This is a genomic window from Synechococcus sp. CBW1107, assembly GCF_015841355.1.
Classification (GTDB): Bacteria; Cyanobacteriota; Cyanobacteriia; order PCC-6307; family Cyanobiaceae; genus Regnicoccus_A.
The window spans coordinates 1203839-1216652 of record NZ_CP064908.1 but is presented as its reverse complement, the minus strand read 5'-3'; the positions used below and the strand labels follow the sequence as shown (position 1 = coordinate 1216652).

Here is a 12814-nt window from a genome sequence, read left to right as displayed (position 1 = left end):
TGGTCCCTGAATTGACCTTGTGATTGCCACAGTTGCCTTGCAGGATTTATGTCTTCACAGCAACGACTGGAGCACGGCTTCGACCTGTACTCCAGTTTCTTGCCAACTGAAACGTTGCGCCCTGATCGGTCCGACGTCCGACAGTTTTTTCTCTAGCCAGGTGGAGTGAATCAGCTCGTCCATGGCCGCGCAGATTGCTGCGACCGAGCGTGGATCCACCCGCAGGGCAGCCTCCCCCACCACCTCCGGCAGGGCCCCGGCCTCAGCGGCGATCACGGGGGCGCCGCAGGCCATCCCCTCCAGGGCCGGCAGCCCGAAACCCTCCCAGAGGCTGGCCATCACCAGTCCGCGGCAGCGGTTGAGCAAGTTCAGCCGCTCCTGGTCGCTCACCCAGTGGTGCCAGTCGCAGCGGCCGGCGATGCCCAGCTCGCTGGCCAGGCGCCGCAGGCGTGGCGTGTAGCGGGGATCCTGGGGGCCCACCAGGGCCAGACGGTGGTCGCGGTCGCGCAGCCCCGCGAAGGCCCGCAGCACCCGCTCCAGGTTCTTGTGGGGGTCGTGGCGGCCGAGCACCAGAAAAAACGGCTGCCGTTCCAGCCCCAGGGGCCGCAGCAGGCCCGGGCTGAATCCCAGCCGGATCGGCACCAGCCGTTTGGCGGGAACCCCCAGTCGCTGGTGCACCTCCCGGGCGGTGGCTTCGGAGTTGCAGAGCACCCGGACCGCCCTGTGCAGCACCAGGGGCACATAGGCCAGGTGGTACGCCAGCAGTGGGGTGAGCTGCGGATAGCGCAGGGGCAGCAGGTCATGGGCGAGCACCACGGAGCGCACCCCCCGCCCCAGGGGGGCTTCCGGCAGGGGCGAGAGCAGCAGCGGCGCCCCGCTGCGGCGGAGCAGTTTCGGGAGCTCCCGCTGGGTCCAGAGCAGCCGGCGCAGGTGGCCGGCGCGGCCGTGCTCGGGCGAGAGGTTGGCGGGGATGGCCAGGCTGCCGGGCCGGTCACCGCCGCAGGGATCCAGCAGCGGCACGAGGGCCGGATCCAGGGCCGCCGCCAGCTCCCTGGCCACCACACCGATGCCGGTGGGCCGGACGCCGAGATAACTGCCGTTGAACAGGGCCAGGGGGATCGCCGCAGTCATCGCCCTGGGGACTCCACCGCATCGTGGCTGGGGAAGGAAGCCATGGCTTCCACCATCGCCACCAGCGTCGCCCAGCTGCGTTTCGGCCGCCTCGGCAGCCGCAGCAGCGTCATGACCAGCAACCGCAGGCTGCGCAGGGCGAGTACCCAGCCGGGCCTGTGGCGGCGCAGGAAGCGCAGGTAGCTCAGCGTTGAGAGCCGCTGGCGCCGCTCGCTGGGGGTGTGGCTGCCCGCGCCGCGCTGGTGGGTCACCGCCAGCGCGGGCCACCACAGCACCGGGGCGCCAGTCGCCGACAGCCGCAGGCAGAGGTCCATGTCCTCGTAATAGAGGGGGAAGGCCGGATCGAAGCGGGCCGATGGGATGTGGGCGCTTGGCCGGATCACCAGGCTGCAGCCGCTCAGCCAGTCGAGCTGCACGGTGCCGCCGCCTTGGCCGGCAGCGACGGCCTCACCCACCCGGCGGCGACGGAAGTCGAGGCCGGGATCGATCCAGCCACCGCTGGGCTCGAGCTCGCCACTTCCGCTGCGCACGGCGGTGCCCAGCAGGGCTCGCGGCGGCAGCTGTGCCAGGGCCAGGCTCAGTCGTTCCAGTTCATCTCCGGCTGGCAGGGCGGTGTCGGGATTGAGCAGCCAGATCCAGCCCCCCCAGCCCTGGCGGGAAAGGTGCTCGAAGCCCCGGTTGCAGCCCGCCCCGAAGCCATCCCCTTCACGACCCGCCACCAGATCCAGCGGGAGGCCGCCGCCGCCGCTGAGGTCGCTGGCCCGCAGCGGTGCCGACTCCGGGCTGTTGTCCACCACCAGCCAGCGGAAGGGGTGCAGGCTCTGGCGGGCCAGATCGGCCCCCAGCTGCTGTAGGGCCTCGAGGCTGTGGTACGCCACGCTGAGCACCACGGGCACGGAACCGGGAGGAACGGCAGTGATGAGCGATCCGCAGCTGAGCGCAGCTTCGCAGGAGGGCTCCGGTCCGCCAAGCGGCCAGGCCCCCTGCGGGATCTGTCGCCTTCATGGCGATGAGGAGGCGCTGGCCCGCGACGAAATCCTTCGCCTCGGGCCCTGGCTGCTGCGCCATCACCCCCGGCCGGCCCCCCTGGCGGGCTGGTTGCTGCTGGATGCCCGCCGCCATCTCGGTGGCCCGATCGACTTCCAGCCGGACGAGGCCGTGGCCTTCGGTCCGATGCTGCAGCGCTGCAGCGCTCTGGTGCGCATCCTCACCGGCTGCGGGAGGGTGTACGCCATCGCCTTCGGGGAAGGGGCCCGACATCTGCATGTGCACCTGATTCCGCGCCATGGCGAGGACCCCGCCAGCGAAGCCTGGAGGGTGGCCGATCTCTACCGGTCCGTGGCCTCGGGCGAGCGGGCCGCAGCGCCGACTTGGCAGGTGGAGCAGCTGGTGCACCAGGCCCGGGAGCTCACGGCGGCCTGGCGATAGGCTCCGCATCAGCGGCCGGCACCAGCGGTGAACGAGGCGGACCTGCAGCAGGAGGCAGCGGCCCCCTGGACCTCCCTGGTGGCGGTGCCCGCCCGGCTCGAGTCGTCCCGTCTGCCCAACAAGGTGATGGCCGACATCGGCGGACAGCCGATGCTGCGGCGGGTTCTGGAGTGCTGCCGGAGTTCGCGGCGGGCTGCAGCGGTGGTGCTCTGCACCGACAGCGACCTGCTGCGCCGGGAAGCGGACGCCTGGGGCTTCCCCGTGCTGATGACGGCGGCCTCCTGCAGCTCCGGCAGCGACCGGCTCGCTTCCGTGGTGGACGCGCTCATGGCCCAGGCCGCCGTCGCCGTCGCCGGACCGGGCGCTGCCCCGTTGGATCCCGCCCGCACGGTCATCATCAACGTCCAGGGGGATCAGCCGTTCATCGATCCGGCCGTGATCGATGCCATGGCTGAGGCCTTTGCCAGCACCATGCCGGCCCCTTCCGTGCTCACCCCGGTGTACCGGATGGGGGCGGAGAAGGTGCACAACCCGAATGTGGTCAAGACGCTGCTGGCGGCGGACGGCCGCGCCCTCTACTTCTCCCGGTCGGCCCTGCCCCACGTGCGCGGCGTCGAGCCCGCCGACTGGTCCGAGCACGCGCCCTACTGGGGTCATGTGGGGATCTATGGCTACCGGGCCGATGTGCTGGCGCGCTGGAGTGGTCTGCCCGCCTCGCCGCTGGAGCAGATCGAAAAGCTCGAGCAGCTGCGGCTGATCGAGGCCGGCATCCCGGTGGGGACCTTCCCCGTGGAAGGCGATTTCCTCTCGGTGGACACCGCCGAGCAGCTGGAGCAGGCCCGCGCCATCGCGGCGGACGCCCCCGCCTGAGCGCTCAACCGGCGGAAGGGGTCAGGCCCGCCTGCACCAGATCGTGAAGCCGCAGCAGCCCCAGCATCGGCCCCCCCTCACCCAGCACCGGCAGCACACCGATCGGCTTGCGACGGTTGCGCTCCATCCGCTCCAGGGCCTCCACCGCCAGCAGGTCGGCCGCCACGGTGATCGGATCGACGGTCATCAGATCGGTGGCCCGCAGCTCACCCCATGTGGTGGGCGCATGCTGCTCCAGGGCCCGGCGCAGGTCGCCGTCAGTGATCAGCCCGGCCAGCAGGCAGTCGTTGTCGGCCCGGCGCACCCAGCAGGCCCCCACCCCACCGCCGGTGAGCCCGGCGATCACCTCGCTGAGGCTCGCGCACTCCTCGAGGGGATGGAGCCGGGCGGTGGGCACCATCAGATCCCCCACCGTGAGGGTGAGCTGCTTGCCCAGGGCTCCGGCGGGATGGTTCAGGGCGAAATCCGCCGGTGAGATCCCTCGTCGCTCCATCCACACCGCCGCCAGGGCATCGCCGATCGCCATCGCCACTGCGGTGCTGGCGGTGGGCGCCAGGTTGAGGGGGCACACTTCCCGGTCGACGGAGCCGTCCAGCACCACCTCACAGCCCCGGGCCAGGCTGGAGGCCACCCGGCCCACCAAGGCGATGCGGCCGGTGCCGCGGCGGCGCAGGTGGGGGAGGATCTCCAGGAGCTCCTGGGTCTCGCCGCTGTTGGAGAGCAGCAGAACCACATCCTCGGGGGCCACCACCCCGAGATCCCCGTGCAGAGCGTCGAGGGGGTTGAGGTAGAGGGCCATCAGCCCGATCGAGGAGAAGGTGGCGGCGATCTTGCGCGCCACGATGCCGCTCTTGCCCACCCCGGTGATCACCAGCTTGGCGCGCTGGTCGGCGCAGCGGTCGAGCAGCACCAGGGCCGCGTCCACCTGCCCGGCATCGAGACGCCCGGAGGCGGCGGCGATGGCGGCCGCTTCTTCCTGAAGACAGCGCGTCAGTGCCGACATCCCAGTGCCCCGCAACTGCTGGGACTGTATGGCTAGAGGCGGGCCAGGGCGGAGCGCACCTCCCGGTCGGCATCCTTGCGGCGCTCCTCCTGACGTTTGTCGTGCAGCTTGCGGCCCTTGGCCAGCCCCAGGGTGAGCTTGATCCAGGAGCCCTTGAGGTGCAGGTTCAGGGGCACCAGGGTGAGGCCCTTCTGGTCGAGAGCCACCCGCAGTTTGTCGATCTCGCGGCGGTGGGCCAGCAGCTTGCGGGTGCGCAGAGGCTCGTGGTTGAAATAGGCGCCCGCGTGGCTGTGGGGCGAGATGTGCACGTTGTGCAGCTGCAGTTCACCATGGCGGATCAGGGCGAAGCCGTCGCGCAGGTTGGCCTTGCCTGCCCGGATCGACTTCACTTCGGTGCCCACCAGCTCGATGCCGGTTTCCAGCGTTTCGAGGATCTCGTATTGATGACGTGCGAAGCGGTTGTCGGCCAGCAACCGGTTGGAGGCATCCCGTGCCGCCCTGGCCGCTTTCTTGCCCGCGCCTTTGGCCATCGACCTCCCCTCTGCTGAGCTGACCCTATCCACGGCCTGGCCTGCCTACTCTCGGGGCCATGGCGATTGTCTCCTCCGCAGCCGGATCCGGCGCCCAGCCGCCCCCACGGCTGCTGGATCCGCGCCAGCGGTCAACCGGTCCCAGCCAGGATCCGCTGACGGCCGAAGAGGAAGCCCCACTGCCCAACCGGGAGGACGGGCTGCGGCCGCGCCGCCTGAGTGATTACATCGGCCAGAGCGAGCTCAAGCAGGTGCTGGGCATCGCCGTGGAGGCCACGCGCCAGCGGGCCGAAGCCCTCGATCACGTGTTGCTCTACGGCCCCCCCGGCCTGGGCAAGACCACCATGGCCCTGGTGCTGGCCGAGGAACTGGGGGTGCGCTGCCGCATCACCAGCGCACCGGCCCTGGAGCGCCCGCGCGACATCATCGGTCTGCTGGTGAACCTGCGCCCGAACGAGGTGCTGTTCATCGATGAGATTCACCGGCTGAACCGTGTGGCCGAGGAACTGCTCTATCCGGCGATGGAGGACTTCCGCCTCGATCTCACCGTGGGCAGGGGCACCACGGCCCGCACCCGGGCGGTGCCGCTCGCCCCCTTCACCCTGGTGGGCGCCACCACGCGGGCCGGTGCCCTCAGTTCACCGCTGCGCGACCGCTTCGGGCTGATCCAGCGGCTGGAGTTCTACACCGTCGAGGACCTGCGGGCGATCGTCGAGCGGGCCGCCGGGCTGATCGGTCTGGTGCTGGAGGCCGAGGCGGCCATCGAGGTGGCCCGCCGCTGCCGCGGCACGCCCAGGATCGCCAACCGCCTGCTGCGGCGGGTGCGCGATGTGGCCAGTGTTCAGGGGGAAGCGCGCATCGGGCCGGCCCTGGTGGCCGAGGCCCTCAGCCTGCACCGGGTGGATGCCCGCGGCCTCGATGCCAGCGATCGCCGTCTTCTGGAGTTGCTGCTCAGTGGCTATGGCGGTGGTCCCGTCGGCCTCGACACCCTGGCCGCCGGTCTCGGCGAAGACCCGATCACCCTGGAAACCGTTGTGGAGCCGTTTCTGCTCCAGCTCGGCTTCCTGCAACGCACCCCCCGGGGGCGCGTGGCCACCGAGGCGGCTCGGCGCCATCTGGGCTGGCCGGAGGCCGCCTGATGGCTGGCTGGTGTCGGCAGCTCCTGCTCAGGACCGTGACAGGCCTGCGGGCCATGGGCAGGGCCCTGCTGGCGGCCGGCCTGGGGCTGGCTCTGCTGCTGCCGGCTCCAGGACCGCTCTGGGCCAGCCCCGCTGCACCGGCGCCGCCTGCAACGCCGCAGCGCTCCCAGCCGTTGCCGCAGTTGTTCGAGAAGGCCCTCGCGGCCAGCCGCGAGGGCCGCTTCGGTGATGCCCTGCCCCTCTGGGATCAGGTGCTCGAGCAGGCTCCCGACGATGCCGCCGCCTGGAGCAACCATGGCAATGTGCAGCTGGCTCTGGGGCGGGCCGAGCAGGCGATCGCGGATCAGGAGCGGGCGATGGCGCTCGATCCCCTCAACCCCGATCCCCACCTCAACCGCGGCACCGCCGAAGAGGCCCTGGGCCAGTGGGACCGGGCCGCCGCCGATTACCACTGGATTCTCGAGCGGGATCCTGACGAGGCGTCAGCTCTCTACAACCTCGGCAATGTGCAGGGTTCCCTTGGCCATTGGGATCAGGCCAGAGACTGCTTCGAGGCGGCGGCGGCGGCCCGGCCGGGCTTTGCCATGGCCCGCTCGAGCGCAGCCCTGGCCGCCTTTCAGCTCGGGGAGCCCGCCGAGGCGGAGCGGGACCTGCGCAAGCTGGTGCGCCGCTACCCCCTGTTCGCTGACGCACGGGCGGCCCTGACGGCTCTGCTCTGGCAACGGGGCGCCGTCGGTGAAGCGGAAAGCAACTGGGCGGCGGCCTCGGGACTGGATCCCCGCTACCGCCAGCCAGAATGGTTGCTGGAGATCCGACGCTGGCCCCCTGGCCCGGTTCAGGCTCTCGAGAATTTTCTCCAGTTGGTCCAGCGATGAGTTCTGCCGCCCCACCCCGATCCAGCGGTACAGCGGCGGATCTGTGGCAGAGGCTGGATCTGGCCAGGGCTCTGGAGCAGGCCACCCCCGAGCTGATCGGTCTGCGCCGCCACATCCATGCCCACCCCGAGCTGAGCGGTGCCGAACACCAGACGGCGGCCCTGGTGGCCGGTGAACTGCGGCTGCTCGGCTGGCAGGTGAGCGAAGGGGTCGGCCGCACCGGTGTGGTGGGCGAGCTGGGACCTGTGGAGGCGCCGCTGGTCGCCGTGCGGGTCGACATGGATGCTCTGCCGGTGGAGGAACGTACCGGCCTGGCCTTCGCCTCCAGCCAGCAGGGGTTGATGCATGCCTGCGGGCATGATCTCCACACCGCCGTGGGCCTGGGCGTGGCGCGGTTGCTCGCTCCCCTGGCCGGACAACTGAGCGCGAGGGTGCGGCTGCTGTTCCAACCGGCGGAGGAAACCGCCCAGGGGGCGGCCTGGATGCTGGCCGATGGGGCCATGGAGGGTGTGCAGGCCCTGTTCGGGCTGCATGTGTTCCCCAGCCTTGAGGTGGGAACGATCGGCGTGCGCAGCGGCAGCCTCACCGCCGCTGCCGGTGAGCTGGAGGTGGAGGTGCTGGGGGAAGGGGGCCATGGGGCACGGCCCCACCAGTCGACGGATGCGATCTGGATCGCGGCCCGGGTGGTCAGCGGCCTGCAGGAAGCGATCAGCCGCCGGCTGGATGCTCTGCACCCGGTGGTGGTGAGCTTCGGCCGGATCGAGGGGGGGAAGGCCTTCAACGTGATCGCCGATCACGTGCGCCTGCTGGGCACCGTCCGCTGCCTGGACACCACCGTGCACGCCGAGCTGCCGGCCTGGATCGAGGACACCGTCCACGCCATCTGCCGGGGATACGGGGGCGAGGCCCGCGTGCGTTATCGCTGCATTTCGCCGCCGGTGCACAACGACCCTGCTCTCACCGACATCGTCGAGGAAGCCGCCCAGGCCCTGCTGGGCCCCCAGCAGGTGCTGCGCCTGGATCAACCGTCTCTGGGGGCCGAGGACTTCGCCCAACTGCTCAGCGCCGCGCCGGGCTCGATGTTCCGGCTGGGGGTGGCGGGGGCCAGGGGCTGCGCAGCCCTGCACAACGGCGCCTTCAATCCCGATGAGGGGTCTCTGGCGGTGGGTGTCCAGGTGCTCACCCTCAGCCTGCTGCTCTGGATGGAGCGCCAGGCTTGAGCCGGTCCCGTCCAGCCCTGAGGATGGCGCTGGCCCTCTCGGCCCCGCTGCTGATCCTGCTGGCACTGGTGAGCATGGCCTCCCGCCGAGGCAACCAGCGGCTCGAGGCGGTGCCGGCCCTGCTGATCGGGACCGGGCTGCTGGTGAGCAGTGGGGTGAGCCGGGCCCGGCGGCGCCGGACCCTGCTGGAGGCGCTGCAGGAGGCGACACCGGCACAGGCCCCCGGCAGCGATCGTACGAACGGCGTGGGAGGGTGAAGTCACCCAACACCGAGTCCAGGTCATGGCCGATCCAGATTCCGCCAGCCCGGCTGGCCTGAACCCCGAGGAGATTCGCCAGGCCATCGTCTCGGGTGATCCATCCCGCGCCCTGCCGGCCCTGGTGGGGCTGCGCCGGCTGGAGGCGGAGCAGGCCGTGCCCCTGCTGCTCCTGGGCCTGGAGCAGGAGCCGTTCATCGTCCGCTCGATCAGCTGCGCGGGCCTTGGGGTGAAGCGCAGCGAGGCCGGCTGGGAGGCGCTGGCGGCGGCCCTCAGCGGCGATGAGGATGCCAACGTGCGCGCCGAGGCCGCCAACGCCCTGGCCAGTTACGGGGTGGAGAGGGCCTGGCCGCTGCTGCGCCGGTCGTTCACTGGCGACGACCAGTGGCTGGTGCGCTGCAGCATCCTCTCGGCCCTGGCGGAGCAGCCGGGGATCGAGCCCCAGGTGCTGCTGGAACTGGCCCAGATGGCCATCGCCGATGCCGATGGCAGCGTGCGGGTGGGCGGTGCCGAGATTCTCGGCCGGATCGTCCGGGAGTCCGGTGCCAGCGCGGACCTGGTCGAGATCGCCGAGTCGGCACGGCAGAGGCTGATCGGCCTGCAGCAGGACCCGGACCATCGGGTGGTGGCGGCGGCCCTCAATGGTCTTCAGAGCTGAGAGTCCGTTTCTGGCCAGGCTTGCTAGGTTTTGGTCGTCACTAGGGGTGCCTGGCCCGTGCGTGTTTCCATCCGGAAGACCGCCACTGGCCCCGGCTGAGATCACACCCTCCGAACCTGATCCGGGTCATGCCGGCGCAGGGAAGTGTCCCGAAAGCAACCGCGGTCCGATCGGTCCCGGTGGCGCCCGGATCCGGAGTTGTGCCCTCGCCTCCCAGCGGCCCCCGGTCCGAACGCCCCCTTTCTCGAGTCGATCATGCGCAGCGCCTGGATTGAGAAGCGACGCGGCGACGCCAACGTGTCGCAGATGCACTACGCCCGCCAGGGTTTGATCACCGAAGAGATGGCCTATGTGGCCAAGAAGGAGAATCTGCCCGAATCGCTGGTGATGGAGGAGGTGGCCCGGGGCCGCATGATCATCCCCGCCAACATCAACCACCCCAACCTGGAGCCGATGGCGATCGGCATCGCCAGCCGCTGCAAGGTGAACGCCAACATCGGCGCCTCCCCCAATGCCTCGGATCTGGAGGAAGAGGTGGCCAAGCTGCGTCTGGCTGTGAAGTACGGCGCCGACACGGTGATGGACCTCTCCACCGGCGGTGTCAACCTCGATGAGGTGCGCACGGCGATCATCAACGCCTCCACGGTGCCGATCGGCACCGTCCCTGTGTATCAGGCGCTCGAGAGCGTGTACGGCTCGATCGAGAAGCTCGACGAAGACGACTTCCTGCACATCATCGAGAAGCACTGCCAGCAGGGGGTCGACTACCAGACGATCCATGCCGGCCTGCTGATCGAGCACCTGCCGCTGGTGAAGGGACGCCTCACGGGCATCGTCAGCCGCGGCGGCGGAATCCTGGCCCAGTGGATGCTGCATCACCACCGCCAGAACCCGCTGTTCACGCGCTTCGACGACATCATCGAGATCTTCAAGCGCTACGACTGCAGCTTCTCCCTGGGCGATTCGCTGCGTCCGGGCTGTCAGCACGATGCGTCGGATGCCGCCCAGCTGGCCGAACTCAAGACCCTCGGCCAGCTCACCCGCCGCGCCTGGGAGCACGACATCCAGGTGATGGTGGAGGGTCCGGGCCACGTGCCAATGGACCAGATCGAGTTCAACGTGAAAAAGCAGATGGAGGAGTGCAGCGAGGCGCCCTTCTATGTGCTGGGCCCGCTTGTCACGGATATCGCCCCCGGCTACGACCACATCACCAGTGCCATCGGCGCGGCGCTGGCCGGCTGGCACGGCACAGCCATGCTCTGCTACGTGACACCGAAGGAGCACCTGGGGCTGCCCAACGCTGAAGATGTGCGTGAAGGCCTGATCGCCTACAAGATCGCGGCCCACGCCGCCGACATCGCCCGCCACCGCCCGGGTGCGCGTGACCGCGACGACGAACTCAGCCGCGCCCGCTACGCCTTCGACTGGAACAGGCAGTTCGAGCTCTCCCTTGATCCCGAACGCGCCCGCGAGTACCACGACGAAACCCTGCCCGCTGACATCTACAAACAGGCCGAATTCTGCTCGATGTGTGGCCCCAAGCATTGCCCGATGCAGACCAAGATCACCGATGAGGATCTGGCTGGCCTGGAGTCCATCTTGAGGGATAAGCTTATGGCTTGATCTTGGATCTAGTGCTCGAAAATTCTGTTATGGCTTGGGACTTTTTCTAAGATTAACCGGAAATGCGAATCGCGCCTGCAATAAAAAGCTAACCGTGATATAAGCGCCCATGGCAATCGCCTGAGATAACAGGGCCTTGCCGGTCATGGCATAGGCACTATAAAGTGCGCCCAAATTTACAAAATAACTGATGCCGATGATTAGGGCATAGTTTTTTGCTGTGCTCTTGGACCTGGGGGTCTTGAATGTATATGTTGAATGGATTGCGTAGCCTGAAATGCTACCAATTATATATCCACCCACATTGGAAACCAATAAATTGTTGCTAATCATTTGCAGTACAGCTATGGAAGCTGAACCTATGATTGTATTCAGCGAGCCACCCAGCAAGAAGCGTCTGATTTCGCCAAAGCCAAACCAAGGCATCATCAGCAGTCAGCTAGTTGAGGACGTTGTTGTTGCATTTGCCTTTCCTGGCTGACTGCAGTAAGTTTACCGTATGACTACCAAAAAGATCTCTCTGCGGTTGCTCGGTTCCCTTGAGAACTGATATTCGGTTCTAGCCAACTCTCTTTGCCATGAAACTACGCCCTGTCCCCACTGTTTTATTTGTTGTGCCTTGTTACAATGAGGAGGAGGTACTTGGTCAAACAGTCAATGCTCTGCTATCTGAGCTGGATCAACTCAATTTGAGTGATTTGGCGGCGCGGGACGGATCCGGCATTCTTCTTGTGGATGATGGCAGTATAGACGCCACTTGGAAGGGGATCCAGTTTTGGATAGATCAAGATCCACGGGTTAATGGGCTTCGGCTGTCACGTAACAAGGGGCATCAAGCTGCCCTATTGGCGGGCCTGTCAGTAGTGGTTGACTTGGCTGATGTATCCATCTCAATCGATGCCGATCTTCAGGATGATATCAGAACTTGCAGGGATATGTTGTTGCTTTATCGGCAGGGATTTGACATTGTCTATGGTGTTCGAGCTGATAGAAGCACTGATTCTGCAACGAAACGCTTCTTTGCAAATTTCTTTTATTCCTTTATGGTCTTCATGGGAGTTGAGATTATTCCCGGTCATGCTGATTTTAGGATGATGTCTTGCAGGGCTCTTGCTGAATTGCTTAGATATACGGAAAACTCGTTATTCCTCCGAGGACTGATTCCACAATTAGGCTATAAAACGGAACGTGTATACTATGATCGTAAAATCCGACAATCGGGTAGCTCCAAGTATCCCTTCCGTAAATCATTGTCACTTGCTGTTGATGGCATAATCTCCCTTAGTTACAAGCCTCTCAGGTATATTGCATATCTAGGAGTGATTATGTCGGCAGCCTCTTGCATTACTATTATTCTAATTATTGCTGACTATGTCCGGGGAGGAACTATTCAGGGCTGGCCTTCCTTGATGGTGGTTGTCACCACAATAGGTGGTGTCCAGTTGCTTGCTATCGGCTTAATCGGCGAATACCTTGGTCGCGTCTACAAGGAGGTAAAAAGGCGTCCTCGCTATCACGTACGTGATGCCGTTGGGGCTCTTTTGAAGTCAGGATAAGGAGTTGCCTGGCCTGCGTGCAATAGAGTGGTGCCCTCCGAGATGGAAGCCCTGTCTGGGATCCTAGGGTCTCCTGAAACAGGCATAACCATGCCGCCACAACTATTTTGAGGTGTTGAGGGCCGTTAAGCTGGCATGGAAAGGGGCAAGCCCTGATTTCTGCAACAGTTCATGGACGAACATTTTTACGAAAACAGTAGAATGGTGTTCTTTCATCAGTAGAATGGTGTGCATTCAACTGATGAATTCCATCTGCCCTTTGGCTGCAGGCTTGACCCAGAGAATTGCTCGGTGATGCTGTCGCCTCTGAAGCCGAGAGAGGAGCTAGAAGAAACTGACCCTCCGCAGTTCCGTGCCTCCATTGGCTCGCCAGCAAAGCCAGTGAGGGTGGCGTTTGGATCCCTTCGTCGTCGGGCCTCCTGAGAAAGGCACGCTGCCGGTATAAAGTTGAAGGTTGACCTTGCCGGCGACATGACTAGTTGATCGTCAAGAGGTAGCGCCCCTCCGAGTGGTGTAACTCAGGA

General features: G+C 66.4%; 14 protein-coding genes and 1 riboswitch. Of the genes, 9 read left to right on the top strand and 5 right to left on the bottom strand.

The genetic code is table 11. From position 1 onward, the window contains the following. Positions 1 to 54 precede the first annotated feature (54 nt). Positions 55 to 1131, bottom strand: a complete 1077-nt coding sequence (locus I1E95_RS06445) for a glycosyltransferase family 1 protein (RefSeq protein ID WP_197166379.1) — start codon at positions 1129 to 1131, stop codon at positions 55 to 57. Beyond that, the gene (locus I1E95_RS06440) at positions 1128 to 2027 is read right to left on the bottom strand and encodes a glycosyltransferase family 2 protein (RefSeq protein WP_197166377.1); all 900 of its coding nucleotides are present in this window, start codon (positions 2025 to 2027) and stop codon (positions 1128 to 1130) included. Before I1E95_RS06440 ends, I1E95_RS06445 begins: the two co-directional genes overlap by 4 nt. A gap of 22 nt (positions 2028 to 2049) precedes the next feature. Here I1E95_RS06440 and I1E95_RS06435 point away from each other — a divergent pair, with 22 nt between their 5' ends. Both I1E95_RS06435 and kdsB read left to right on the top strand, forming a co-directional pair. Next, positions 2050 to 2559 carry an HIT family protein gene (locus I1E95_RS06435; protein WP_197166375.1) on the top strand — a complete coding sequence of 170 codons (510 nt, stop codon included), beginning with the start codon at positions 2050 to 2052 and terminating at the stop codon, positions 2557 to 2559. A gap of 27 nt (positions 2560 to 2586) precedes the next feature. Then, the gene (gene kdsB, locus I1E95_RS06430; RefSeq protein ID WP_197166373.1) at positions 2587 to 3429 is read left to right on the top strand and encodes a 3-deoxy-manno-octulosonate cytidylyltransferase; all 843 of its coding nucleotides are present in this window, start codon (positions 2587 to 2589) and stop codon (positions 3427 to 3429) included. A 4-nt stretch (positions 3430 to 3433) separates the two neighbouring features. Here kdsB and I1E95_RS06425 read toward each other — a convergent pair whose 3' ends face one another. Together I1E95_RS06425 and smpB are read right to left on the bottom strand one after the other, a co-directional pair. Next, complete coding sequence (locus I1E95_RS06425; protein WP_197166371.1) at positions 3434 to 4432, bottom strand: SIS domain-containing protein; 999 nt, start codon at positions 4430 to 4432, stop codon at positions 3434 to 3436. 32 nt (positions 4433 to 4464) lie between these two features. Continuing rightward, the gene (smpB, locus tag I1E95_RS06420) at positions 4465 to 4962 is read right to left on the bottom strand and encodes an SsrA-binding protein SmpB (RefSeq protein ID WP_197166369.1); all 498 of its coding nucleotides are present in this window, start codon (positions 4960 to 4962) and stop codon (positions 4465 to 4467) included. 59 nt (positions 4963 to 5021) lie between these two features. Between smpB and ruvB the strand changes: the two genes are divergently transcribed. From ruvB to thiC, 6 genes are all read left to right on the top strand, one after another. Next, entirely contained in the window at positions 5022 to 6101 is a 1080-nt protein-coding gene (gene ruvB / locus I1E95_RS06415; protein ID WP_197166364.1) for a Holliday junction branch migration DNA helicase RuvB, read from the top strand. Then, on the top strand, positions 6101 to 6976 hold the full coding sequence (locus I1E95_RS06410; RefSeq protein ID WP_197166363.1) for a tetratricopeptide repeat protein: 876 nt from the start codon (positions 6101 to 6103) through the stop codon (positions 6974 to 6976). The genes ruvB and I1E95_RS06410 overlap by 1 nt, the downstream gene beginning before the upstream one ends. Continuing rightward, positions 6973 to 8196, top strand: coding sequence for an amidohydrolase (locus tag I1E95_RS06405; RefSeq protein WP_231594905.1), 1224 nt, complete (start codon positions 6973 to 6975; stop codon positions 8194 to 8196). The genes I1E95_RS06410 and I1E95_RS06405 overlap by 4 nt, the downstream gene beginning before the upstream one ends. 23 nt (positions 8197 to 8219) lie before the next feature. Next, positions 8220 to 8453, top strand: coding sequence for a DUF3188 domain-containing protein (locus tag I1E95_RS06400; RefSeq protein WP_197166362.1), 234 nt, complete (start codon positions 8220 to 8222; stop codon positions 8451 to 8453). A 25-nt stretch (positions 8454 to 8478) separates the two neighbouring features. Continuing rightward, entirely contained in the window at positions 8479 to 9111 is a 633-nt protein-coding gene (locus I1E95_RS06395) for a HEAT repeat domain-containing protein (RefSeq protein WP_197166361.1), read from the top strand. Between the two features lie 32 nt (positions 9112 to 9143). Further along, positions 9144 to 9271, top strand: a riboswitch (TPP riboswitch). Between the two features lie 95 nt (positions 9272 to 9366). Next, complete coding sequence (gene thiC / locus I1E95_RS06390; RefSeq protein WP_197167185.1) at positions 9367 to 10734, top strand: phosphomethylpyrimidine synthase ThiC; 1368 nt, start codon at positions 9367 to 9369, stop codon at positions 10732 to 10734. 27 nt (positions 10735 to 10761) lie between these two features. Here thiC and I1E95_RS06385 read toward each other — a convergent pair whose 3' ends face one another. Then, positions 10762 to 11163 (bottom strand): GtrA family protein, encoded by a 402-nt coding sequence (locus I1E95_RS06385; RefSeq protein ID WP_231594904.1) that lies wholly within the window; start codon positions 11161 to 11163, stop codon positions 10762 to 10764. A 149-nt stretch (positions 11164 to 11312) separates the two neighbouring features. Here I1E95_RS06385 and I1E95_RS06380 point away from each other — a divergent pair, with 149 nt between their 5' ends. Further along, positions 11313 to 12290, top strand: a complete 978-nt coding sequence (locus I1E95_RS06380; protein WP_197166357.1) for a glycosyltransferase family 2 protein — start codon at positions 11313 to 11315, stop codon at positions 12288 to 12290. Positions 12291 to 12814: the final 524 nt, after the last annotated feature.

Excerpts from the sequence above, each read along its gene's own strand:
- I1E95_RS06445 (WP_197166379.1), bottom strand. The coding sequence starts at position 1,131 with ATGACTGCGGCGATCCCCCTGGCCCTGTTCAACGGCAGTTATCTCGGC.
- I1E95_RS06435 (WP_197166375.1), top strand. The coding sequence starts at position 2,050 with ATGAGCGATCCGCAGCTGAGCGCAGCTTCGCAGGAGGGCTCCGGTCCG.
- I1E95_RS06425 (WP_197166371.1), bottom strand. The coding sequence starts at position 4,432 with ATGTCGGCACTGACGCGCTGTCTTCAGGAAGAAGCGGCCGCCATCGCC.
- smpB (WP_197166369.1), bottom strand. The coding sequence starts at position 4,962 with ATGGCCAAAGGCGCGGGCAAGAAAGCGGCCAGGGCGGCACGGGATGCC.
- ruvB (WP_197166364.1), top strand. The coding sequence starts at position 5,022 with ATGGCGATTGTCTCCTCCGCAGCCGGATCCGGCGCCCAGCCGCCCCCA.
- I1E95_RS06410 (WP_197166363.1), top strand. The coding sequence starts at position 6,101 with ATGGCTGGCTGGTGTCGGCAGCTCCTGCTCAGGACCGTGACAGGCCTG.
- I1E95_RS06405 (WP_231594905.1), top strand. The coding sequence starts at position 6,973 with ATGAGTTCTGCCGCCCCACCCCGATCCAGCGGTACAGCGGCGGATCTG.
- I1E95_RS06400 (WP_197166362.1), top strand. The coding sequence starts at position 8,220 with ATGGCGCTGGCCCTCTCGGCCCCGCTGCTGATCCTGCTGGCACTGGTG.
- I1E95_RS06395 (WP_197166361.1), top strand. The coding sequence starts at position 8,479 with ATGGCCGATCCAGATTCCGCCAGCCCGGCTGGCCTGAACCCCGAGGAG.
- thiC (WP_197167185.1), top strand. The coding sequence starts at position 9,367 with ATGCGCAGCGCCTGGATTGAGAAGCGACGCGGCGACGCCAACGTGTCG.
- I1E95_RS06385 (WP_231594904.1), bottom strand. The coding sequence starts at position 11,163 with ATGATGCCTTGGTTTGGCTTTGGCGAAATCAGACGCTTCTTGCTGGGT.
- I1E95_RS06380 (WP_197166357.1), top strand. The coding sequence starts at position 11,313 with ATGAAACTACGCCCTGTCCCCACTGTTTTATTTGTTGTGCCTTGTTAC.